This is a genomic window from Gemmobacter sp. LW-1, assembly GCF_001303875.1.
Lineage (GTDB): Bacteria > Pseudomonadota > Alphaproteobacteria > Rhodobacterales > Rhodobacteraceae > Gemmobacter > Gemmobacter caeni.
Genome location: NZ_LJSC01000041.1, coordinates 65,424 through 86,540, shown reverse-complemented (window position 1 = coordinate 86,540; position 21,117 = coordinate 65,424). Strand labels below are relative to the sequence as shown.

Below are 21,117 nucleotides of genomic sequence, written 5' to 3'. Positions count from 1 at the left end.
CCGATGAGCACCGACATCTCGACCGGCGTCTGGCTGACGCAGGCGCTGCGCGCCTATGGGGTGGACACCGTTTTCGGCATCCCCGGCGTGCATACGATCGAGCTTTACCGTGGCCTTTCGGGCAGCGGCATCCGCCATGTTACGCCGCGCCATGAACAGGGGGCGGGGTTCATGGCCGATGGCTATGCCCGCGCCAGTGGACGGCCGGGCGTATGCTTCATCATCTCCGGCCCCGGCATGACGAATATCCTGACCGCCATGGGGCAGGCCTATGCGGATTCGGTGCCGATGCTGGTGATTTCCACCGTCAACGCCCATGGCCGCATGGGCTCGGGCGAGGGCTGGCTGCATGAATTGCCGAACCAGCAGGCCATGGTTGCCGGCGTGAGCGCCTTCAGCCGCACCGTCCACCGCCCCGAGGAGCTGGCAACCGCGCTGGCACAGGCTTTCGCGCTGTTCGAGGGTGGCCGCCCGCGGCCAGTGCATCTGGAGCTTCCCATCGACGTGATGCTGGCCCCGGCCGGGCACCTGCCCCTGCCGAAGCCCGCACGCACCCCGCGCCCTGCCCCGGCACAATCGGCGGTGGTCGAGGCGGCGACGATGCTGTCTGCGGCTCGCGCGCCGGTGATTCTTGCAGGCGGCGGTGCCACTCGTGCGACCGCCCTGCCTGCTTTGGCAGAAGCGCTGGATGCGCCGCTGGTGATGACGACCAATGCACGCGGCATCCTCCCGCCGGGTCATCCGCTGGCGGTGACGCTGACCGCCTCGATGCCCGAAACCCGCGCGCTGATCGCAGGGGCGGATGTGGTGCTGGCGGTAGGCACAGAAATGGGGCCGACCGACTACGACATGTATGAGGATGGTGGCTTCGCCATCCCCGGACGGCTGATCCGGCTGGACATCGACCCGGTGCAGACCCATCGCGGCAAGGCACCCGACCTCTGCCTGACCAGCGACGCAGGTGAAGGCACGGCGGCGCTGCTTGCCGCCATCACCCCGCGCGACACGCGGGATGGCGCCGCCCGCGCCGCCGCCGCGCAAGCCGGATTGTCCGCCCTGCCCGCGCCGTTGCGCGGAGATCTGGCCCTGTTGGATCTTCTTCGCGATACCCTGCCCGACACGCTTATCGTAGGGGACAGCACACAGGCCGTTTATGCGGGCAACATGGGCTTCGCCGCAGCCCGGCCCGGCAGCTATTTCAACTCGGCCACCGGCTTTGGCACGCTCGGCTACGGCCTGCCTGCCGCCACGGGAGCCGCCCTGGCAGAGGGGCGGCCGGTTCTGGCCCTGATCGGCGATGGCGGGCTGCAATTCACGCTGGCCGAACTGACCACCGCCGTCGAGGCCCGCGCGCCGGTTATCCTGCTTTGCTATGACAACAAGGGCTATGGCGAGATCAAATCCGCCATGGTCGCGCAGAACGTGCCACCGCTGGGGGTGGATATCCTGACACCTGATCTTGGCGCGATTGCGCACGCCTGCGGATGGAAGGTGTGCGGCGTGACGGATGCCAGCGAATTGCGGCGGGCAGTCCTTGAGGCGGCGGAGCGCGGCGATTGCACGATGGTCCTTTATGGCGAGGCGCTGCGCGAAAGCCTGCGCTGAGCGCCCGGCGGCACTGTCGCAAAGGTGAGTATTTGGGCAAGAAGCAAAGTTGCAAAGCGGGCCGCGCTGCGGCAGACCGGGCGCATGGATGCCCATGCCTTCACATTTGCCAGCTGTGCGCTTCGGGCGTTGCCTTCCGGTGCACTTCACTGGCCTGAGCAAAGCCTGCTGGTCGTGTCCGACCTGCATTTCGGCAAATCCGCCCGGCTGGCGCGGCGCGGTGGCGCGCTGTTGCCCCCTTACGAGACGCGCGCGACGCTGGCCCGGCTTGACGCCGATCTTGAAGCGACAACGGCGGCGCGGGTGATCTGTCTGGGCGACAGTTTCGACGATCTGACGGCCAGCGACGAGATGGACGAGGCTGACCGGCTCTGGCTGCTGCGTCTGATGGCCGGGCGCGACTGGCGATGGATCGAGGGCAATCACGACCCGGGGCCTGGCAATATCGGTGGCACGCATCTGGCCGAAACGCGGATTGGCCCCTTGCACTTTCGCCATATTGCAGTAGCGCAAGCGACTGCCGAGGTTTCGGGGCATTTCCACCCGAAACTTACGCTCGCCGGTCAGCGGCGGCCCTGTTTCCTGCTGTCAGATCCTGAACGTCTGATCCTGCCCGCCTATGGCGCTTATACCGGCGGCCTGGACTGCGGGGCGGCTGAACTCGCCCTGCTGATGGGTCCACAGGCGCTTGTGATCGCCACGGGGCGACGCTGCCTCGCGGTTCCCTATGCGGCTACGGTTCAGAGCAGCCCGCGCTCTTCCAGCTTTACGCGGTGAGTGCGGCTGACCGGCAGACGCAATTCCGGGCACATGCGCACCCAGATCCGGCCCCCCTCTCGCTCCACCCCCTTGATCGCCCAAAGCGCAACCCAGTGCGACCGATGGATCTGCACGCCCTCTTCCTCGCCGGTTTCCGCCATCGCATCGGCGAACCGCATCAGAAGGCTGCCCTTGCCGCGCACGGTGAAGACGTCGACATAGTGATCGCGCACCGTCAGCGCGACGAGGCGGCCGTGCAACTCGGGGTCCAGACGCTGGACGACGCGCGGCGGCGGAACCGTCTCGGTCTCGTTGGCCGGCAGGTCGGGAAGGATCGGCACCAGCGGGCTTGCCACATCCTCGGGGCGGCTTTCGCGGGCGTGGCGGAACGCGCCGATACCCAGAGAGGTCGCGAAGATGAACAGCGCGATATCGGGCAGGTCGGGCGCTGTTGCCTTGTCGGGATCGAACATCCGATCTGCCAGCGCATGCAGCGGCAGGGTCATGATGACGGAGGAAAGCAGGGCGACAAGGAAAGCGCCACGCTGAAGGTCGCTCAATCCGATGACAGCGTGGACGAAAGCCCGGATCGCGGCGCCCACGCCGATCCCCATGGCAGAGATCACGCCCCAGAACAGCAGACGCGCGGGCAGATCCAGCGCAACGTAGCTGCCGAATGGCCCCGATATGCCGACAGTCAGCGTCAGCACAACCCAGGCGACAAGCGGAATCTTGCTACGGAAGTCTGCAATCAATGTAGCGACGAAACCAGACATCTGCACCAGGAACGCATGCAACCTGTCTGACTGGATAAGCGCAATCCCTGCCCTGTGCAATGTCTCCGGCCAGATTATCCAGCCGGGACATGCATTTGCGCCACAGGTCCTCTTCGGGGGCCGGTGATCAGGCGGTCAGGCCCGACGGCTCCGGCAGGCCATTGGCGCGGCAGCAGGCGGTCAGCGTATTTGCCAGCAGGCAGGCAATGGTCATCGGGCCGACACCACCAGGCACCGGGGTGATGGCCCCGGCCACCGCAGCCGCCGAGGCAAATTCAACGTCGCCGACCAGCTTGGTCTTGCCGCCACGTTCAATCCGGTTGATGCCCACGTCGATCACGGTGGCGCCAGGTTTCACATACTCGCCGGTGATCATCTCGGGGCGACCGACGGCGGCGACGAGGATGTCGGCACCACGGCAGACGGCGGCCAGATCCTTGGTCCGGCTATGAGCGATGGTCACGGTGCAGCTGTCCCCCAAGAGCAGTTGCGCCATCGGCTTGCCGACGATGTTCGACCGGCCCACCACGACCGCATTCATGCCGGCAAGCTTGCCGTGATGATCGCGCAGCATCATCAGACAGCCAAGCGGCGTGCAGGGCACCATGCTTTTCTGCCCGGTGCCCAGGAGACCGACGTTGGAGATATGGAACCCGTCCACATCCTTGGCCGGATCAATCGAGTTGATCACCAGTTCAGAGTTCAGATGCCCCGGCAGCGGCAGTTGCACAAGGATGCCATGGACCTTCGGATCTTTATTCAGCCGGTCGATCAGCGCCAGCAGATCGGCCTCCGAGGTATCCGCTTCCAACTTGTGCTCGAACGAAGCCATGCCAGCTTCGACCGTCTGCTTGCCCTTGGACGAGACATAGACCTGGCTTGCCGGGTCTTCACCCACCAGCACGACCGCGAGGCCGGGCTGGATGCCATGTTCCTCTTTCAGGCGCGCGACATGGGCCGCCACCTCGCCCCGCACCTTGGCTGCAAAAGCCTTGCCGTCAATGATTGCCGCCGTCATGTCCGTTCTCCCTACCGTTCGACCGCGAAGGCGGCGCTGTAATGATCCATTTGCATGCGGGTCGCCAGAACCGCGTTTTTCAGAAGGGTCGCCACCGTCACCGGACCGACCCCGCCGGGCACCGGGGTGATCCAGCCCGCGACTTTGGCGCAGCTTTCGAAATCGGCATCACCCACTGTCTTGCCCTCAACCCGGTTGATCCCGATGTCGATGAGCGCGGCGCCCGGCTTCAGCATGGCGCCCGTGACAAGGCCGGGTTTTCCAACCGCGACAAAGACCGCATCGGCGGCGCGGCTGTGCACCGCCACCTGCCGGGTCATGTGGTGACATACGGTCACCGTGGCCCCCAGCCCCATCATCAGGAAGGCGATGGGCTTGCCCACGATCTCGCTGTGGCCGATCACACAGACATCCAGCCCTTCGATGTTCAATGGCAGGGTCTTGAGGATTTCCACCGCTGCGACGGCTGTGCAAGGGCCAAGAGCCAGGTCGTTATAGACGATATTGCCGATGGAGGAGGGGTGCATCCCCTCGACATCCTTCAGCGGATGCACCGCCTTTTGCAGTGCCTTCACCGGAATATGCGGTGGCAACGGGCGCTGGATGATGATGCCGTTCACGCGCGGATCGGCGTTCAGGCCGATCATCACGCCAGTGAGTTGTTCAAGGCTGATGGTTGCCGGATAATTGCGGGCCTCGAAGGCCACACCGGCGGCCTCGGCCTGCCGCTGCTGGTTGCGGACGTAAAGCTCCGCCGCCGCCACATCGCCTACCGAGATGGAGACCAGCCGGGGTGCCCAGCCCCTGGCCGCAAGATCCGCCGCCTCGGCGCGGACCTCTTCCACCATGCGGGCCGCGATGGCCTTGCCGTCAATCAGGGTTGCCGTCATTTCCGACCCTTCCGGGGTCTCAGGCCCCCAGCACTTTTTCTTCGCGGGCAATCGACCAGTCGATCATCTGCCGCCAGAGCGTTTCGACCAGCGCCGGGTCCAGCCCCTCGGCTTCGGCCCGGGCGCGAACCTTGGCCACCACCTCTTCCACACGGGTATCAATCCGGGCGGGCAGCCCCTCGGCGGGCTTGAGTTCGGCGGCCCGGTCGATGTAACCGGACCGCCGTTTGATCAGCGCCACGATCTGACTGTCCAGCGCGTCGATTTCCACGCGCAGTTCCGTCATGTTGTGGCAGTCGGACGGGGCCTTCATCGCAACCTCCAGAGAGTTTCCCGCGAGGTAATCCCTCGCGGGGGAGATGGCAAGGCGGCGCCCGGTGCCGCGATCAGAACAGGCCTTCGACGAAGCCCTGGTCGTTCAGACGGATGACTTCGGCGCTCGGGACTTTCGGCAGGCCCGGCATGGTCATGATCTCGCCGCAGATCACCACGATGAAGCCCGCACCGGCGGACAGGCGCACTTCGCGGACCGGAACCGAATGGCCGGTGGGCGCGCCACGCAGGTTCGGATCGGTGGTGAAGCTGTATTGCGTCTTCGCCATGCAGATCGGCAGATGGCCATAGCCCGCCGCTTCCCAGGCTTTCAGCTGGTCGCGGATCGATTTGTCGGCCAGAACTTCATCCGCGTGATAGATGCGCTTGGCGATGGTTTCGACCTTCTGGAACAGCGGCATGTCATCGGGATACAGCGGCGAGAAGTTGGCAGCGCCGCTTTCGGCCAGCTGCACGACCTTCTTGGCCAGATCCTCGATGCCCGCAGACCCCTGCGCCCAGTGCTTGCAAAGGATCGCCTCGGCGCCCTGCGCGGCCACATAGTCCTTCACGGCCTGCACTTCGGCATCGGTGTCGCTGTAGAAGTGGTTGATCGCAACCACCACCGGCACGCCGAAACCCTTCACGTTGGCGATGTGGCGGCCAAGGTTCGGGCAGCCTTTTTTCACCGCATCGACATTCTCGGCGCCCAGATCGGCCTTGGCGACGCCACCGTTCATCTTCATCGCGCGAACGGTCGCCACGATCACCGCGGCAGCCGGTTTCAGCCCGGCCTTGCGGCACTTGATGTCGAAAAACTTCTCTGCGCCAAGGTCAGCCCCGAAACCGGCTTCGGTCACGACATAGTCACCCAGCTTCAGCGCGGTCTTGGTCGCGATGACCGAGTTGCAGCCATGGGCGATGTTGGCGAACGGGCCGCCGTGCACGAAGGCCGGGTTGTTTTCCAGCGTCTGCACGAGGTTCGGCTGCATCGCGTCCTTCAGCAGAACGGTCATTGCGCCATCTGCCTTGATGTCACGGCAGTAGACGGGCTGCTTGTCACGCGTATAGGCCACAACGATGTCGCCCAGACGCTTTTGCAGGTCTTCCAGATCGTTCGACAGGCAGAGGATAGCCATGACTTCCGAGGCCACGGTGATGTCAAACCCGGTCTGACGCGGGAAGCCATTCGACACGCCGCCGAGGCTGACCACGATGTCACGCAGCGCACGGTCATTCATGTCCATGACGCGGCGCCACACGACGCGGCGCTGGTCGATGCCCAGCGAGTTGCCCCAGTAGATGTGGTTGTCGATCATCGCCGACAGCAGGTTGTGCGCGCTGGTGATCGCATGGAAGTCGCCGGTGAAGTGGAGGTTCATTTCCTCCATCGGAACGACCTGGGCCATGCCGCCACCGGCCGCGCCACCCTTCATCCCGAAGTTCGGGCCAAGCGAGGCTTCGCGAATGCAGATCACGGCTTTCTTGCCGATCCGGTTCAGACCATCGCCCAGACCCACGGTGGTGGTGGTCTTGCCTTCGCCCGCCGGGGTCGGGTTGATGGCGGTCACCAGCACCAGCTTGCCATCGGGCTTGCCCGCGAGGCTCTTGATGAAGTCCTGGCTCACCTTCGCCTTGTCATGGCCGTAGGGCAGCAGGTGTTCGGTCGGAATGCCAAGCTTCGTGCCGATTTCCTGAATCGGCTTCTTCTTGGCTTCGCGCGCAATCTCGATGTCGGTCTTGAAGGCCATTCTACTCTCCCTTGGGTGTGGCACCCCGATCTCATGGCAGCACGATACCGACATGAAACGGGGGCCACAGGACCGATTCCGACCTAAGCCCACGCAAAATCGCCAGTTGCGGTTTCCGATAGGAAACCCGCGCATCCAGGAATGAAGTTTTACCAAGAATAAAACCGTCCATCCGAAACCGACTCGGCCCAGGGATGCCGCATACCCCGAACGGGGCACGCCAGACCTGGCGGCCTGTGCAATTCTCGGCCCATTCAATTCAGGCCAGACAGAGATCCCCATGCCGAACACTATCTATGTCATCGACGAAACACCCGGAAAGGACCGGGAACTGACCGCCACAGGATTGGGAAAGTTCTGGCTGGTGTTCCAGGGAAGCTATGAAAAACCGACCTCGATCCGTCTCGACAACTATGTCGAAAACGGCATTTCCAGCCAGGCTCGCGGCTTCTTCTACCATGTCGGAAACTGGGGCACCTCGCTGCTGGTCAACGGCTCTGTCGAGAATGCGCGCGGTTCCTCCGGCGAGGACTGGATCAGCGGGAACGAGCGCGACAACATTCTTTACGGCGACCCCACCCGCGACGGGCCTGGCGACAACGACACGCTGTTCGGGGCGGCGGGCGACGACACGATCTATGGCGGGGGCGGCCGGGATGACATGGGCGGCGCCGATGGCGATGATCTGCTTCATGGTGGCGCTGGCCGCGACACGCTTTCGGGTGGCGGCGGCAGCGACACGCTGATCGGCGGCGCCGGGGCTGATTCGATCTCTGGCGGGGCGGACGGAACCGACTGGGTATTCTACACGCAGTCATCGGCAGCGGTGGATGTGCGCCTGATCTCGGGCCAGACCAGCACCAGTTTCGGCGGTGATGCCGAGGGCGATCAAATCAATGGCGTCCACAATGTCCGGGGCAGTGCCTTCAATGACAAGATCAGCGATCTGCCTGAAAGCAACGCCTACAACGCCAACCGCTTTGACGGGATGGCCGGGCATGACCATCTGAAGATGGGCGGTGGCAACGATACGGCCAACGGGGGCGTTGGCAATGACACCATCGAAGGGGAGAGCGGCAATGACCGGCTGTTCGGCGGGAACGGAAACGACCGTATCTATGGCGGCGACGGACAGGACCGGCTGTTCGGTGGCGCCGGGTATAATCTGATGGATGGGGGTGCCGGTCGCGATACCGTCATTGGCGGCGACCAGCGGGAAACGCTCTATGGTGGCACCGGCGACGACCTGCTCCGCGGCGCGGGGCAGAATGATCTGTTCTTCGGCGGCAAGGGCAGCGACCGGCTGCATGGCGATGCCGGAGACGATACGCTGATCGGCGGTCAGGGCCGCGACAGCCTGTTTGGCGGCGCGGGCGCGGATGAGTTCAAGTATATCGCGCGCGGCGAAAGCGATGCCGCCGGCGGCCGCGATACGATCATGGATTTCAACCGGGCCGAGGGCGACAGGATCAACTTTGACCAGCTTGTCGGAACCGGCAGCTTCATTGGGCATGCCGCTTTTTCCGGCGAGGCCGGGGAGGTGCGCTTCATCTCCACGGCCAGCGGATCGCGGGTGTTCTTCGACGTGGATGGTGACGGTACGGCGGATTTCTCGGTCAATGTGGCGGGGGTGACGACGCTGCGCGCCACGGACTTCATTCTTTGACAAACACGAAGAAAACCCGGCGGAAAGGCAGCAGCGCCCCGCCGTCGGGCAACAGCGGGTAGGCCCGCGCCAGCGCGGCATCATAGGCCGCCCGGAAGGCGGATACCTCCGGGCGGTCAAGCCGCTCCAGATAGGGCCGCATGGCGGTCGATTCGGTAAAGGCCCGCACCGGATGCCCCTCGGTCACCGGGCCAAGCTGTTGCACATAGGTGGTTTCCCAGGCCAGAACATTGCCCAGCGGCGACAGCAACCGCCAATAATCTTCGGGTTTTGCAACGGCTTGTCGCTCAGGCAAGTCGCCGAAGTGTTCGGGGAACAAGGCTGCCGCCGTGTCGCGCAGCAACCTGTGCGAGGGCGCCTGCGTTTGCCCAGGCATCTGCACCGCCAACACCCCACCCTTCGGCAGCATCCCCGCCAGATGCGGCATCAGACGGGCATGATCAGGAAGCCATTGCAGAGCGGCGTTGGAAAAGATCAGCGCAGGCGGTGTCTCGGGCTGCCAGGCGGCAATATCTGCCAGATGCAGGGCATCATAACCCTGCGCGGCCTTCAGCATGGCGGGCGAATTGTCGATACCGATCAGGGCCCGTTCAGGGAAAGCCGCCCGCAGCGCCGCCGCAGCAGCGCCGTCCCCGCATCCCAGATCGACCACCGGCCCCGGCGGCGGAGTGCCCACCTGCGCCATCAGATCCAGCGCGGGGCGCAAACGCAAACCCCGGAACTTTGCGTAAGCTCCGGGGTTCCAGTCTTTGTTCGCGGTAGCGGTCACGCCAGGGGCTCCGGCTCCAGCCCGCCCTCGGGTTTCTGCGCCTTGGGCTTGGTCTTGGGGATGGCCACGACCGAAGTGCCTCCATCGCCCGGAGTGCTGTCGTCCCCGCCCAGCGTCTCGCCCGCCACGACCTTGCGAATCTCGTCGCCGGTCAGGGTTTCGTATTCCAGAAGCCCCTTGGCCAGCCGCTCGAACTCATCCGACTTGTCGATCAGGATCTGACGCGCAGCTTCATACCCGTCGTCGATCAGGCGTTTCACCTCGTCCTCGATCATTTCCTTGGTATGCGCAGAAACCGAGAAACCGGCAGTATTGCCCTGATAGCCTTCATGCGCTTCGGCATAGTCGATGTTGCCGACCTTGTCCGACATACCCCAGCGCATCACCATGGCACGCGCAAGGCTGGAGGCCTGCTGAATGTCGCCTGCCGGGCCGGAGGACACGCCCTCTTCGCCGTATTTCAGGATCTCGGCCGCCTTGCCCGCCATGGTCATGGCGATCTTCTGCTTGGCCTCGTCCTTATGCATGTTCAGACGGTCCATCTCGGGCAGGCTGACCACCATACCGAGGGCGCCGCCGCGCGGAATGATGGTGGCCTTATAGACCGGATCACATTTCGGCAGCGCCATGCCGACGATGGCGTGGCCGGCCTCGTGATAGGCGGTCTTTTCCTTCTGGTCCTGCGTCAGCACCATGGACCGGCGCTGCGCGCCCATCATCACCTTGTCCTTCGCATTCTCGAAGTCATCCATGGTGACGAAACGGCGGCCGACGCGGGCAGCCATCAGCGCCGCCTCGTTCACGAGGTTCATCAGATCGGCGCCCGAAAAGCCCGGCGTACCACGCGCGATGGTGCGCAGATCGACATCCGGCCCCAGCGGCACCTTGCGGGCATGGACGGTCAGGATCTTCTCACGCCCCTTGATATCGGGGTTCGGAACATGGATCTGGCGGTCAAAACGGCCGGGACGCAGCAGCGCCGGGTCCAGCACATCCTTGCGGTTGGTCGCCGCGACGATGATCACGCCTTCATTGGCCTCGAAACCGTCCATCTCGACAAGCAGCTGGTTCAGCGTCTGTTCGCGTTCGTCATTGCCGCCGCCGATGCCCACGCCACGCGCGCGACCCACGGCGTCGATCTCGTCGATAAAGACGATACAGGGCGCATTCTTCTTGGCCTGTTCGAACATGTCGCGCACCCGGGATGCGCCGACGCCCACAAACATTTCGACGAAGTCGGAACCCGAGATGGTGAAGAAGGGAACGCCCGCCTCACCCGCGATGGCGCGTGCGAGCAGCGTCTTGCCGGTGCCGGGCGGGCCGACAAGCAGCGCGCCTTTCGGGATCTTGCCGCCCAGACGGCTGAACTTCTGCGGGTTGCGCAGGAATTCGACGATCTCTTCCAGCTCTTCCTTGGCCTCGTCGATGCCCGCCACATCGTCAAAGGTCACGCGGCCATGTTTTTCGGTCAGCAGCTTCGCCCGGCTTTTGCCAAAGCCCATGGCACCGCCACGCCCGCCACCCTGCATCCGGTTCATGAAGAAGATCCAGATGCCGATGAGAATCAGGAAGGGCAGCCAGAGGCTGAGCAAATTCAGGAACCCCGATTGCTCCTGCGGTTCGGCCCGCACCTCGACGCCCTTGGCAATGAGGCGATCCGTCACCTCTTCGTCCTGAGGTTTCACGGTGGAATAGGTATTGCCGTCCTTGCCGCGGACGATGACCCGCTCGCCGTCCAGCGTGACACTGGAGACCTGCCCCTGATCGACCCGCGCGATGAATTCGGAATAGGAAAGATTGCGCGAGGCCGTGGTGGTCGTGCCGCCGCTGAACATGTTGAACAGCGCCAAGATCAGCAGGAACAGGACCACCCAGAAAGCGATATTGCGTGCGTTGCCCACGAGGAACTCCTAAAGGGGGCGGCGCAGGTCACCCCCGCCGCATCTTTTGACCTAAAATAGACATCTGGCGCGGGGGTTCAATGCGCCAAGATGAACATTCCGAAGGATGGGCCGAGAGTCGCACCCCAATCCGGCTCTGGCCGGGCCAGCGGGGCGGCGATCAGCCGGTCCCCCTGCCAGACGGCCGGGCTGACAATCAGCGCCTCGCGCGAGGCCAGATCGCGCCAGCCGGGACATTGCCGCAGCCCCGCAACCCCGAGAGCGGCGAGAGTCTGACCCTCCGCCAGCGGCCCCACTACCCGCCACCTGTGATCCCACAACTGCGCCGCCGGAACCGGCCCCATCACGGCGCGCGGTTCACGGCTGATGACAAGGGTTTCCTGCCGCCAGCGGAACCGGACACCACCCAGCGTGGCGTCCCGGTGGTCATGCAAGGTGGACATCAGCCGCAGCAGTTGTTCGGCACGCGGCGGATAACCTGCCCCGTTCATCCAGCGAATCGCATGGCTGAGAAGCCGCCGCTCCAGCTCTGCCCCAAGCGCACACAGACTGTCCGCGCTCAGATGCAATGCCCCCGCACGCTCGGTGACATGGGTTTCGACAGCTTGTGCCAGCGCCATCTGCAACGCGCTGCGCGCGTCGAAAAGATGCTGCGTGCTGGCCAGAAGGCGTTCTACCGTGATGCCCAGCGGCTTCAGCGCCCGCAACGCGCGACGGGCCTTCACACGGGTGAAGCGGTCATTCTCGTTCGAAGGGTCGTCAATCCAGGTCACGCTGTTTCGGCGCAGATAGTCGCGCAAAAGCTCACGCCGCTTCTGCAACAGCGGGCGATGCCAGCGAATGCCATGCTCCAGCCAGCCCTGGCGCATGCCCGACAAGCCATCCAGCCCCGCCGCGCGCGACAGGTTCATGAGAAACGACTCCGCCTGATCGTCCGCCGTATGACCAAGGGCGACATGACCCACCCCGCGTGCGGCGGCCCAGTCCGCGATCAGGCACAGCCGGGCGCGGCGGGCCTGATCCATCAGGTTTCCGGTCTCCTGCAGCCCCCGCCAGCGCAGGATTTCATGCGCGACCCCCAGGCGGGCGCAGAAAGCCGCGACCCCGGCGGCTTCGTCCGCCGCCTCGGGCCGCAGCCCGTGATCCACCGTCACCGCATGCAGCAGATATCCCTCCGACGGCGCAAGGCGGTGCAAAAGATGCAACAGCGCCATCGAATCGCCACCGCCCGAAACGGCCACCCCGACAGACAAAGGCGCAGCCGGATCGGGCCGCGCCTTTGCAAACACCTGAGCAACAGCATCAAGGAGGTCCGTATCCTCCGTATCCGGCACGGGCGCGCCGGTCACTGGCAGGCCAGCGCCGCGATCTTGCCCTGCGCCTCGGTCGCGGCGGTGGAGCCGGGGAAGCGGGTGCCGACCTCCTGCAGGGTCACACAGGCGTCCGAAACCTGCCCAAGATCGGCCAGCCCCTGCCCAAGACGCACCAGCGCATCGCCTGCTTTCGGGCCTTCCGGCTGCGCCGAAAAAGCATCCAGCCAGGCCCGCGCCGCATTGACGGTATCGCCCGCCTGTTGCAGCGCGTCACCCCGCAGGATCTGCGCCTCCTGCATCAGGGGGCTGCCCGGATAGGCCGAGGCAAAGGCACCAAACTTTTCCGCGGCGGTGCGAAAGTCACCCTGACCGAGCACCTCCTTGGCCCGGTCAAAGTCTGCCTGTTCGCCCACAGCAAGCTCGGGCCCCCCGGCGGTCGGGGCGGTTACGACAGGGGCGGGCGCATTGCCTCCGCCCAAAGGTTGCGTCGGCGGCAGCGATCCTACGTCGCCCCCCTCAAGCTCGGTGACGCGGAACTCCAGATCACCCAGCCGGTTGGTGCCGTCGGTGACCACGCGGTTCACCTTCAGCTCCACCTGTTCGGTCTGCGCGGTCAACCGCGTCAGCGCCGCCTCGATCGAATCGAGCCGTTGCAGCGCATTGCCACCTGCCGCGCCATTCTGGATGGCGCCGGTAGTGATCAGCTCCTGCTTGAGGCCCGTGAACTCGGCGTTCAGTGCCGCAAGTTCAGCCTTGATGTCGGCCAGCGACTGCGCCCGGTCCTGCGCGATGGCGGAACCGGACATCAGCAGCAGGGCCAGTGCCGCGAAACGCAGTCTCATCGGCTCAGGCCCCCGCCCCCATCGACAGCACGGTCACCGCGCGACGGTTCTTCGAGAAACAGGCTTCCGACGGGCACACCTCGACCGGGCGCTCCTTGCCGTAGGAAATGGTCCGCATCCGGTGGGCCGCAACGCCCTGCGAGATCAGATAGTTCTGCACCGCGCTGGCGCGACGGGCGCCGAGGGCAAGGTTGTATTCACGCGTGCCCTGTTCGTCGGCGTGGCCTTCGACGATGATCGCGTAGTCGGCATGGCTTTGCAGCCATTGCGCCTGCTGCGCCAGAATGGTCTGCGCCTCGGGCGACAGGGTCGACTGGTCGACAAGGAACAGCACGCGGTCACCGATGGTCTGGTTGAAATAGGCCACCGAGTTGGGGTCGCTGGGGCCACCGAGCCCTTGCGAGCCGATGCCACCGGCACCACCCGCACCGCCTGCACCACCGGCGCCGCCCGCACCGTAGCGATCAGGGTTGTTACAGGCTGCCAGACCCAGAACGGCCAGCAACATCAGAGCTTTCGCAGTATACGCCATATCTTTTCTGTCCTTCGTTGTGCCAGCTCGACCAGGCCAGCTTATCAGAGTTCCGCCGCCGGGGGGAATGACGGCGGCGTGAGGTTTGTTACGGTTACGGCAGCAGCGGCGACCAGGCCGGATCCGAGGCGGCGCCCGTAGTGGCCACCTTGCGCAGGTTGCGCCCCGAAACATCCACCGAATAAAGCGCCGGTTCGCCGCCCGCATCCTGCCGGGTGAACATGATGACCCGGCCATTCGGCGACCAGGTCGGGCCTTCGTCCAGATAGGAGGCGGTCAGCAACTTTTCCTCGGTCCCGTCCGTCAGCATCACCCCGATGTGGAAGCGGCCCTGGTTTTGCTTGGTAAAGGCGATGTAGTCGCCACGCGGGCTCCAGACCGGGGTGCCATAGCGACCGGCACCGCCCGAGATCCGGGTCGGCTCGCCACCACGGGCGGGCATGATATAGATCTGCTGATTGCCCGAGCGATCACTTTCAAACACGATCTGGCTGCCATCCGGGCTGAACGAGGGCGCGGTTTCGATGGCGGGCGAGTTGGTCAGCTGCGACAGCTGGCCCGAGCCGATGTCCAGCGAGTAAATGTCGGTATTGCCACCCCGTTCAAGGCTGAACACCACGGTGCGCCCATCGGGCGAAAAGCGCGGCGCAAAGGTCATGGTGCCCGGCTGTTCGCCCAGACCACGGATTGCAAGGCTGCCGACATCCATCAGATAGATCTGCGGAAAGCCCGAAGAATAGGAGGTGAACAGGATGCGGTCGCCGGTGGGCGAGAACCGCGGCGCCAGCACAATGGAGGCCGAATCCGTCAGGAAGCTGGTGTTTGCCCCGTCGTAATCCATCACCGCAAGGCGCTTCTGGCGCTGGTTCTTCGGGCCGCTTTCCGAGACATAGACGACCCGGCTGTCAAAATAGCCGGTTTCGCCGGTGATGCGGCTGTAGACGGCATCGGCAACCTTGTGCGCCATGCGGCGCCAGCTGTCGGTCGTGCCGACGAATTGCAGCCCTTCGCCCATCTCGCCATTGGCAAAGACGTCATGCAGGCGGAACTTTACCACGACCTGCCCGCCCGAGGTCTGCACCGCACCGGTCACCAGCGCCTGCGCATTGATCGCCTGCCAGTCAGGATACGAAACCGGCGCCCCGAAAGAGGTGATCTGCTGAATATAGGCGGTGGAGGGGATCTGTTCGAACAGGCCGGTGCCTGCCAGATCGGCCGCCACCACCTGCGAAATCTTTGCCGCCAGATCGCCCGCCCCGCCTTCGTCGACGAAGGTGGGCAGTGCGAAGGGCATTGGCTCCACAACCGGATTGCCAAGGTTGAGTGTCAGCCGGGCTTCGGCCTTGGTAGCAACCATCGCCGGCGCGGCCAGGGCGGCCACGGCCGCGACGGCGGTGAAGAATTGGCGGAGACGGCTCATCTGACCCTCGTTCCTGTTCCTGCGACTGACTTGTTTTTCAGCCCGCAGCCTGCCTGTCCAAAAGGGGAAAGCGCGCAGGCCCTTCCCCGGTTCCGTCCGGGTTGCCCCGGCTGTCTGTATCGCCGCGCCGCGAAGTCCTTCGTGCGGGGTGTCCGGTTCACAGCCCGACCCTCCCCTTGTCGAAGATCAGCTCCAGCTCGCGCCAGGTTTCATATTTTTCGTCCGGCAGCGGGAAACCCTGCGAACCACAGCGCAGGATCGCACGCCGGGCTGCTTCGAAGGCCTGCCGTGTCGCCGCATCGGAGGCGGTCGAACTTGCCAGTTCGATCGAGGTCGCCACCGGCTTCTTGTCGGCGCCGATGGTGACGTGCACCGTCACGATGGCACGCTGCGCCTCGGTCGAGAGCGAGCCGACGTTCCAGCACCGCTCCACCGCGACACGCAATGCGTCCTTTTCCCCCGAGGACATCGGCGGCCCGTTGGCGGCAAGGCCACGACCGGGCGCGCTGTTCTGGTTCGCAGGCTTGGGCGCGGGTGTTTCCGTGGCCTCGCCCAGCGCCTCCGCCAAAGCGGCATCTGTCGCCGCCCGGTCGGACTGCGATTGCGAGGGGCTTTGCGCCGTCGCAGTCTGGCTCGGCTTCGGCTGCTCAGCGGGTTTTGCCACCGGATCGGGACGCGCCGGACGTGACCGCGGCCGTTTCGACGCGGTCGGCGCCAGTTGCGGCGCTTCCTGCGTCTCGGTTGCCTCGGTCACGACTTCGGTCGTGGCTTCGGGCGGCGCGGTCGCCTCCTGCTCCTGTTCGACCACAGGAGCCTCGGGCGGTGCCTCCTCGGCCACGCGCTCCTGAACCTGTTCGGCCTCGGGCACATCCTCTTCGGGTGCGTCTTCCGGCGTCGGGGCCACGCGCTGCGCCGGGCGCGGGCGCGGAACGACCGAAGACGGGATCACCGCCACAGGCTGCTCCTGCTCGGCCGGAGGGGCAACGGGTTCAGGCACGGGTTCGGGTTGTGCGGTTTCGGCAACCGGAACCTCTTCGGGTTGCGGCTCGACCTCGGGTTCCGGCGCGGGTTCCGGCGGCGGCGTCTGCTCTGCCACCTGCTCCGGCGGAGGTTCGGCGGCAGGCGGTTCGGGCCGCTCCGGCGGGCGCACGGATGCCGGGGGCGCGCTGTCCTGCGGCTCCTCGGTGCTTTCCTGCCCCCCCGAAGCTGCCTCAAGCGCCGCAAACTCCGCCTCGGTCAGCGTATCGACCGACATGACCTCGGGTTCGGGCGGTGGCGGCGGACTGAACAGCACATCACCGAACAGAACCCACAGGATCACGACCAGATGCCCCGAACCGGAGATCCAGACGCTTCTGTCGACCCTGCCCAGCCAAGCCCGCAGCATCGGCCCCACCCTACTGGTTCGGCTCGGCGGCGGCGCCACCGGCGGCTGCGCCCATCAGCGGGCCATTGCTGTCTGTGACCAGACCGATATTGCGGAAGCCTGCCGCATTCAGCGCCCCCATGACCTGCGCCACGCGTTCATAAGGCACGGTGCCGTCAGCCCGCAGGAAGATCTTGTCGGAACTGCGTTCGGCCGCGATGGCCTGAAGCTGCGGAATCAGCGACGCCTCTTCGGCCTCGCTGTTCATCAGGAACAGCTTGCCATCAGCCCCGATGGTGATGGCAAGCGGCTTTTCTTGTTCGGTCGGCAGACTGGCCGCCGCCGTTTCCGGCAGCTTCACCGGCACGCCGACGGTCAGCATAGGCGCCGCCACCATGAAGATGATCAGAAGCACCAGCATCACGTCCACGAAAGGCGTGATGTTGATGTCTGCCATGGCACTGGAATGGCCGCGACGCCGCCCGCGACGCCCGCCTCCGCCCGATTTCTTGGCGACCCCGGCCCCCATGGCTCAGGCGTCCAGCTGGCGCGAGAGGATGGTGGCGAATTCGTCGGCGAAAGCCTCGTAGCCGCCAAGGATGCGTTCGCTGTCAGCATTCAGCTTGTTGTAGAACACCACCGCCGGAATGGCGGCGACCAGGCCGATGCCGGTCGCCATCAGCGCCTCGGCGATGCCCGGCGCCACGGTGGCCAGATCGGTGTTCTTGGTTGCCGCGATCTGCGTGAAGGCGTGCATGATCCCGTAAACGGTACCGAAAAGCCCGATGAACGGCGCGGTTGAGCCCACGGTGGCAAGGAAGCTCAGCCCGGCATTGAGCCTTTCGCTTTCCCGCGCGATGGCCACATCCATGGCCCGGTCGATACGCGACTGCGCCCCGGCAATCAGCCCGCCATCCTGCCGGTGGCTGCGCCGCCATTCGATCATCCCGGCGGCAAAGATCTTCTCGCTCTGCCCTTCCGGTGCAGGGCCGATCTTTTCGAACAATTCGTCCAGCGGCTCACCCGACCAGAAGGCCCGGTCAAAGATCGACGCCTCGCCCCGCGCGGCGCGGAACATCAGATGTTTTCGGATGATGATCGCCCAGGACCAGACCGACATGACCAGAAGCCCGATCATGACCAGTTTCACGGTGAAGGTTGCGCGCGCGAAAAGCGCGAGCAGGGAGAAATCAATCTCCTGCGCCATCGCAAGGGTGTTCGTGTCCATTACGCCTGCTCGTTACCATCGGGTCCATTCGTCGGCCCGTTATTACAGGCGATTCTATCCGGTTTTGAGGGGGATTGCCAACACATCCTCGTCAGGATGCGATTTGCCGCCCATCCCTGCATCATAACCGCCATGCACCGGCGTCAACTCTGCGCCAGAAGCGCCCGGATCTCACCCGGCAGGCGATGTGCACGGCCATCGCTTCCCATGCAGACGAGCGTCACCTGCGCGGTAAAAAGCACCTCTTCCCCGCGCAGAACCTGCTGCCAGAGGTCGATCCGCGCCCCGCCCAGCGCCCGCAACTCAGTCGTCACGGTCAGAAGATCGTCAAACACCGCAGACCGCAGGTAATCGGCCTCGACCCGCCGCACCGCAAAGACAATGCCGGTTTCCACCTTCAGCCGCGCCTGATCCAGCCCCCGCGCACGCACCCACTCACTGCGCCCGCGTTCGATGAATTTCAGGTAGTTGGCGTAATAGACGATCCCGGCAAGATCGGTGTCCTCGTAATAGACCCGCACGGCGTGGCTATGGCTCATCTGCTTTCACCTTGGTCAAAATATCCTCGGGGGTGAGCCCCGAAGGGGCGAGGGGGCGAAAAGCCCCCTTCCCTTCATCCGATCCGCGCCGCCAGACGCAGGGCATGGCTTGCCTCACGCGCCACGACTGGCATCACCGGATCATAGGCGGCGCGGATCACCGCGCCGATCTCTGGGCGCAACACCACAGCCTCGCCCACCCGCGCCAGGGGCGAGATCCCGGCAAAGGCTGTATCCGACCAGAGCAGGATCACCTGCGCCGCCTGCGACAGCGCCAGCGTCTCCGCAGGCATCTCGGACAACACATCATCCATGCGGATGAAGACGAAGACCGCGCGGATTGCGCCCGCTTCGTCAAAGCGGAAGGCGCGATACTGGTTTGCGCCCGCCGCCGCCAGACGCTCACACAGCGGCGCCAGATCCGGCACCAGCCGGTCGAGGTTCGGCACCTGCGGCAGCTCTGCCCAGTCGCGGAAGAAGAACACCATCAGATTGGCGCCAAGTTCCGGGTCGGTCTCGGCCATGCGATGCCCGGCAAGTGTCACCACCGCCTCGATGGCGCCTTTTACCACCGACAGCGTCGCATCTTCGACGCCAAAGACCACCGGCACGATGGGGCGTCCCCAGCGGGCACAGAGATAGCGGCCGTCACTGCGGGTAAACAGGGCTTCCACCGCCGTTGCGTCCATGCTTTGCTCCCAATCCAGTCACGGCGGGGATACGCCCTTTCCGCCGCGGCCTCAACCGGCAGGGAGGCGCCGATGCTGAAGGGGATCGACCCGCGGGTTACGCCCGATCTGATGGATGTGCTGATGCGCATGGGTCATGGCGACGAGCTTGCGGTGGTGGACAGCAATTACCCGGCCTTCGCACTGCCCACCCGCAGCGGACGCGTGGTTGATCTGGCAGGCCTTGATGTGGTCGAGGGGCTGCGCCTGATCACCACGCTGATGCCGCTGGACGGCTTCACCGACTATGGGGCCCTGTGGATGGAACGCGACGGCGCGGGCGACCGCCCCGATCCGGTTCATGTCGACGCGCTGGATGTGCTGCGCCCCGCCCTGCCCGAGGGCGCAGCGGCCCGATCTATCGAGCGGCAGGCCTTCTACGCCCATGCCCCCGGCTGTTACGCCGTGGTCCGCTGCACAGAAAACCGCCCCTTCGGCTGCTTTATCCTCCGCATGGGCGTGGTGTTCTGATCCGTTCGTGACGCAGCGTTGGCCGTGACACCGGCGGGCGGCTTTGCCAGTCTGCCCACGCTACGGGAGGAGCCAGCCGCATGACCTATCCACATCTTCTGTCGCCGATCAAGCTCGGCGCCGTGACGCTGCCCAACCGCGTGATGATGGGCTCCATGCATACGGGGCTGGAGGAAACCGGCGATTGGAACCGCGTGGCGGAGTTTTACGCTACGCGCGCGCGGGGCGGGGTCGGGCTGATGGTCACCGGCGGCATGGCACCCAACCGCGAGGGTGGGGTGTTTCCCGGCGCGGCGGGCCTGTTCACCGCCCAGGACATCGCCAACCACCGCATCGTCACCGACCGGGTGCATGATGCGGGTGGGCGGATCGCCATGCAGATCCTGCATGCGGGCCGCTATGCCTATGGACCCGAATGCGTCTCGGCCTCTGCCGTCAAATCGCCGATCTCGCCCTTCCCGCCCAAGGAACTGGACGAGGACGGGATCGAGAAACAGATCGCCGACATCGTGACCGCCGCTGCCCGCGCCATTGAGGCCGGTTATGACGGGGTCGAGGTCATGGGGTCCGAGGGCTATTTCCTCAACCAGTTTCTCGTGACCCATGTGAACCGCCGCAGCGACCGCTGGGGCGGGTCTTACGAAAACCGTATGCGCCTGCCGGTGGAAGTGGTGCGCCGGGTGCGCGCGGCCATTGGCGATGCCATCCTGATCTATCGCATCTCGCTGATTGACCTGATCCCCGATGGCTCGACCTGGGACGAGGTCGTGACGCTGGCCAAGGCCATCGAGGCGGCGGGGGCTTCGGTGCTTAACACCGGCATCGGCTGGCATGAGGCGCGGGTGCCGACCATCGCCACCTCGGTTCCGCGCGCGGCCTTCGCGCATCTGACCGGGCGCCTGCGCCCGCAGGTCGGCATTCCGGTCATTACCTCGAACCGCATCAACACGCCGGATGTGGCCGAAGGGCTGCTGGCCGGGGGACAGGCCGATATGGTGTCGATGGCGCGGCCCTTCCTTGCCGACCCGGATTTCGTGGCAAAAGCGGCGGCAGGCCGGGCAGCGCAGATCGCGCCCTGCATCGCCTGCAACCAGGCCTGCCTGGATCATACCTTCAGCGGCAAGCTGACCTCCTGCCTTGTGAACCCGCGCGCCTGCCATGAAACCGAGTTGGTCATCGCCCCCACGGATACCCCGCGCCGCATCGCCGTGGTCGGCGCCGGACCGGCGGG

The 21,117-nt window shown here is 65.2% G+C and carries 20 protein-coding genes and 1 pseudogene; 5 read left to right on the top strand and 16 right to left on the bottom strand.

Annotation, left to right across the window (positions count from 1 at the left end):
• Positions 1–3: 3 nt before the first annotated feature.
• Positions 4–1,605 (top strand): 5-guanidino-2-oxopentanoate decarboxylase, encoded by a 1,602-nt coding sequence (locus AO684_RS11015; protein WP_054302797.1) that lies wholly within the window; start codon positions 4–6, stop codon positions 1,603–1,605.
• Positions 1,606–1,689: 84 nt separating this feature from the next.
• Entirely contained in the window at positions 1,690–2,382 is a 693-nt protein-coding gene (gene pdeM / locus AO684_RS11010) for a ligase-associated DNA damage response endonuclease PdeM (protein WP_054302796.1), read from the top strand.
• Here the strand turns inward: pdeM and AO684_RS11005 are convergent.
• From AO684_RS11005 to AO684_RS10985, 5 genes are all read right to left on the bottom strand, one after another.
• A complete protein-coding gene (locus tag AO684_RS11005) occupies positions 2,346–3,140 on the bottom strand; it encodes a LytTR family DNA-binding domain-containing protein (RefSeq protein WP_152968401.1) in 795 nt (264 codons plus the stop codon). The two genes, pdeM and AO684_RS11005, sit on opposite strands and share 37 nt — an antisense overlap.
• 127 nt (positions 3,141–3,267) lie before the next feature.
• A complete protein-coding gene (gene folD / locus AO684_RS11000; protein WP_054302794.1) occupies positions 3,268–4,158 on the bottom strand; it encodes a bifunctional methylenetetrahydrofolate dehydrogenase/methenyltetrahydrofolate cyclohydrolase FolD in 891 nt (296 codons plus the stop codon).
• An 11-nt stretch (positions 4,159–4,169) separates the two neighbouring features.
• A complete protein-coding gene (locus AO684_RS10995; RefSeq protein ID WP_054302793.1) occupies positions 4,170–5,048 on the bottom strand; it encodes a bifunctional 5,10-methylenetetrahydrofolate dehydrogenase/5,10-methenyltetrahydrofolate cyclohydrolase in 879 nt (292 codons plus the stop codon).
• 19 nt (positions 5,049–5,067) lie between these two features.
• The gene (locus AO684_RS10990) at positions 5,068–5,361 is read right to left on the bottom strand and encodes a chorismate mutase (protein ID WP_054302792.1); all 294 of its coding nucleotides are present in this window, start codon (positions 5,359–5,361) and stop codon (positions 5,068–5,070) included.
• Between the two features lie 73 nt (positions 5,362–5,434).
• On the bottom strand, positions 5,435–7,111 hold the full coding sequence (locus AO684_RS10985; protein ID WP_054302791.1) for a formate--tetrahydrofolate ligase: 1,677 nt from the start codon (positions 7,109–7,111) through the stop codon (positions 5,435–5,437).
• 280 nt (positions 7,112–7,391) lie between these two features.
• Between AO684_RS10985 and AO684_RS10980 the strand changes: the two genes are divergently transcribed.
• A complete protein-coding gene (locus AO684_RS10980) occupies positions 7,392–8,777 on the top strand; it encodes a calcium-binding protein (protein WP_054302790.1) in 1,386 nt (461 codons plus the stop codon).
• Here the strand turns inward: AO684_RS10980 and AO684_RS10975 are convergent.
• From AO684_RS10975 to AO684_RS10925, 11 genes are all read right to left on the bottom strand, one after another.
• Complete coding sequence (locus AO684_RS10975) at positions 8,767–9,546, bottom strand: methyltransferase domain-containing protein (RefSeq protein ID WP_054302789.1); 780 nt, start codon at positions 9,544–9,546, stop codon at positions 8,767–8,769. The two genes, AO684_RS10980 and AO684_RS10975, sit on opposite strands and share 11 nt — an antisense overlap.
• Positions 9,543–11,447 carry an ATP-dependent zinc metalloprotease FtsH gene (gene ftsH / locus AO684_RS10970; RefSeq protein WP_054302788.1) on the bottom strand — a complete coding sequence of 635 codons (1,905 nt, stop codon included), beginning with the start codon at positions 11,445–11,447 and terminating at the stop codon, positions 9,543–9,545. Before ftsH ends, AO684_RS10975 begins: the two co-directional genes overlap by 4 nt.
• A 77-nt stretch (positions 11,448–11,524) precedes the next feature.
• Positions 11,525–12,781: a tRNA lysidine(34) synthetase TilS gene (gene tilS, locus AO684_RS10965; protein WP_152968400.1), complete on the bottom strand. Its 1,257-nt coding sequence runs from the start codon at positions 12,779–12,781 to the stop codon at positions 11,525–11,527.
• A gap of 11 nt (positions 12,782–12,792) precedes the next feature.
• Positions 12,793–13,602, bottom strand: coding sequence for a tol-pal system protein YbgF (gene ybgF, locus AO684_RS10960; RefSeq protein WP_054302786.1), 810 nt, complete (start codon positions 13,600–13,602; stop codon positions 12,793–12,795).
• Positions 13,603–13,606: 4 nt separating this feature from the next.
• Entirely contained in the window at positions 13,607–14,134 is a 528-nt protein-coding gene (gene pal / locus AO684_RS10955; protein ID WP_054302785.1) for a peptidoglycan-associated lipoprotein Pal, read from the bottom strand.
• Between the two features lie 94 nt (positions 14,135–14,228).
• The gene (gene tolB / locus AO684_RS10950) at positions 14,229–15,491 is read right to left on the bottom strand and encodes a Tol-Pal system beta propeller repeat protein TolB (protein ID WP_229825633.1); all 1,263 of its coding nucleotides are present in this window, start codon (positions 15,489–15,491) and stop codon (positions 14,229–14,231) included.
• Between the two features lie 220 nt (positions 15,492–15,711).
• Positions 15,712–16,941, bottom strand: coding sequence for a hypothetical protein (locus AO684_RS10945; protein WP_054302816.1), 1,230 nt, complete (start codon positions 16,939–16,941; stop codon positions 15,712–15,714).
• A gap of 10 nt (positions 16,942–16,951) precedes the next feature.
• Positions 16,952–17,449, bottom strand: a complete 498-nt coding sequence (tolR, locus tag AO684_RS10940) for a protein TolR (RefSeq protein ID WP_054302783.1) — start codon at positions 17,447–17,449, stop codon at positions 16,952–16,954.
• A gap of 3 nt (positions 17,450–17,452) precedes the next feature.
• Positions 17,453–18,148, bottom strand: a complete 696-nt coding sequence (tolQ, locus tag AO684_RS10935) for a protein TolQ (protein WP_054302782.1) — start codon at positions 18,146–18,148, stop codon at positions 17,453–17,455.
• Positions 18,149–18,291: 143 nt separating this feature from the next.
• Complete coding sequence (gene ybgC, locus AO684_RS10930; RefSeq protein ID WP_054302781.1) at positions 18,292–18,687, bottom strand: tol-pal system-associated acyl-CoA thioesterase; 396 nt, start codon at positions 18,685–18,687, stop codon at positions 18,292–18,294.
• Between the two features lie 74 nt (positions 18,688–18,761).
• On the bottom strand, positions 18,762–19,376 hold the full coding sequence (locus tag AO684_RS10925) for a hypothetical protein (RefSeq protein WP_054302780.1): 615 nt from the start codon (positions 19,374–19,376) through the stop codon (positions 18,762–18,764).
• Positions 19,377–19,448: 72 nt separating this feature from the next.
• Here AO684_RS10925 and AO684_RS10920 point away from each other — a divergent pair, with 72 nt between their 5' ends.
• Positions 19,449–19,886, top strand: a complete 438-nt coding sequence (locus tag AO684_RS10920) for an RbsD/FucU family protein (RefSeq protein ID WP_054302779.1) — start codon at positions 19,449–19,451, stop codon at positions 19,884–19,886.
• 80 nt (positions 19,887–19,966) lie between these two features.
• Positions 19,967–21,117 (top strand): annotated as a pseudogene (locus AO684_RS22270) (2,4-dienoyl-CoA reductase FMN-binding domain-containing protein); the annotation flags it as partial.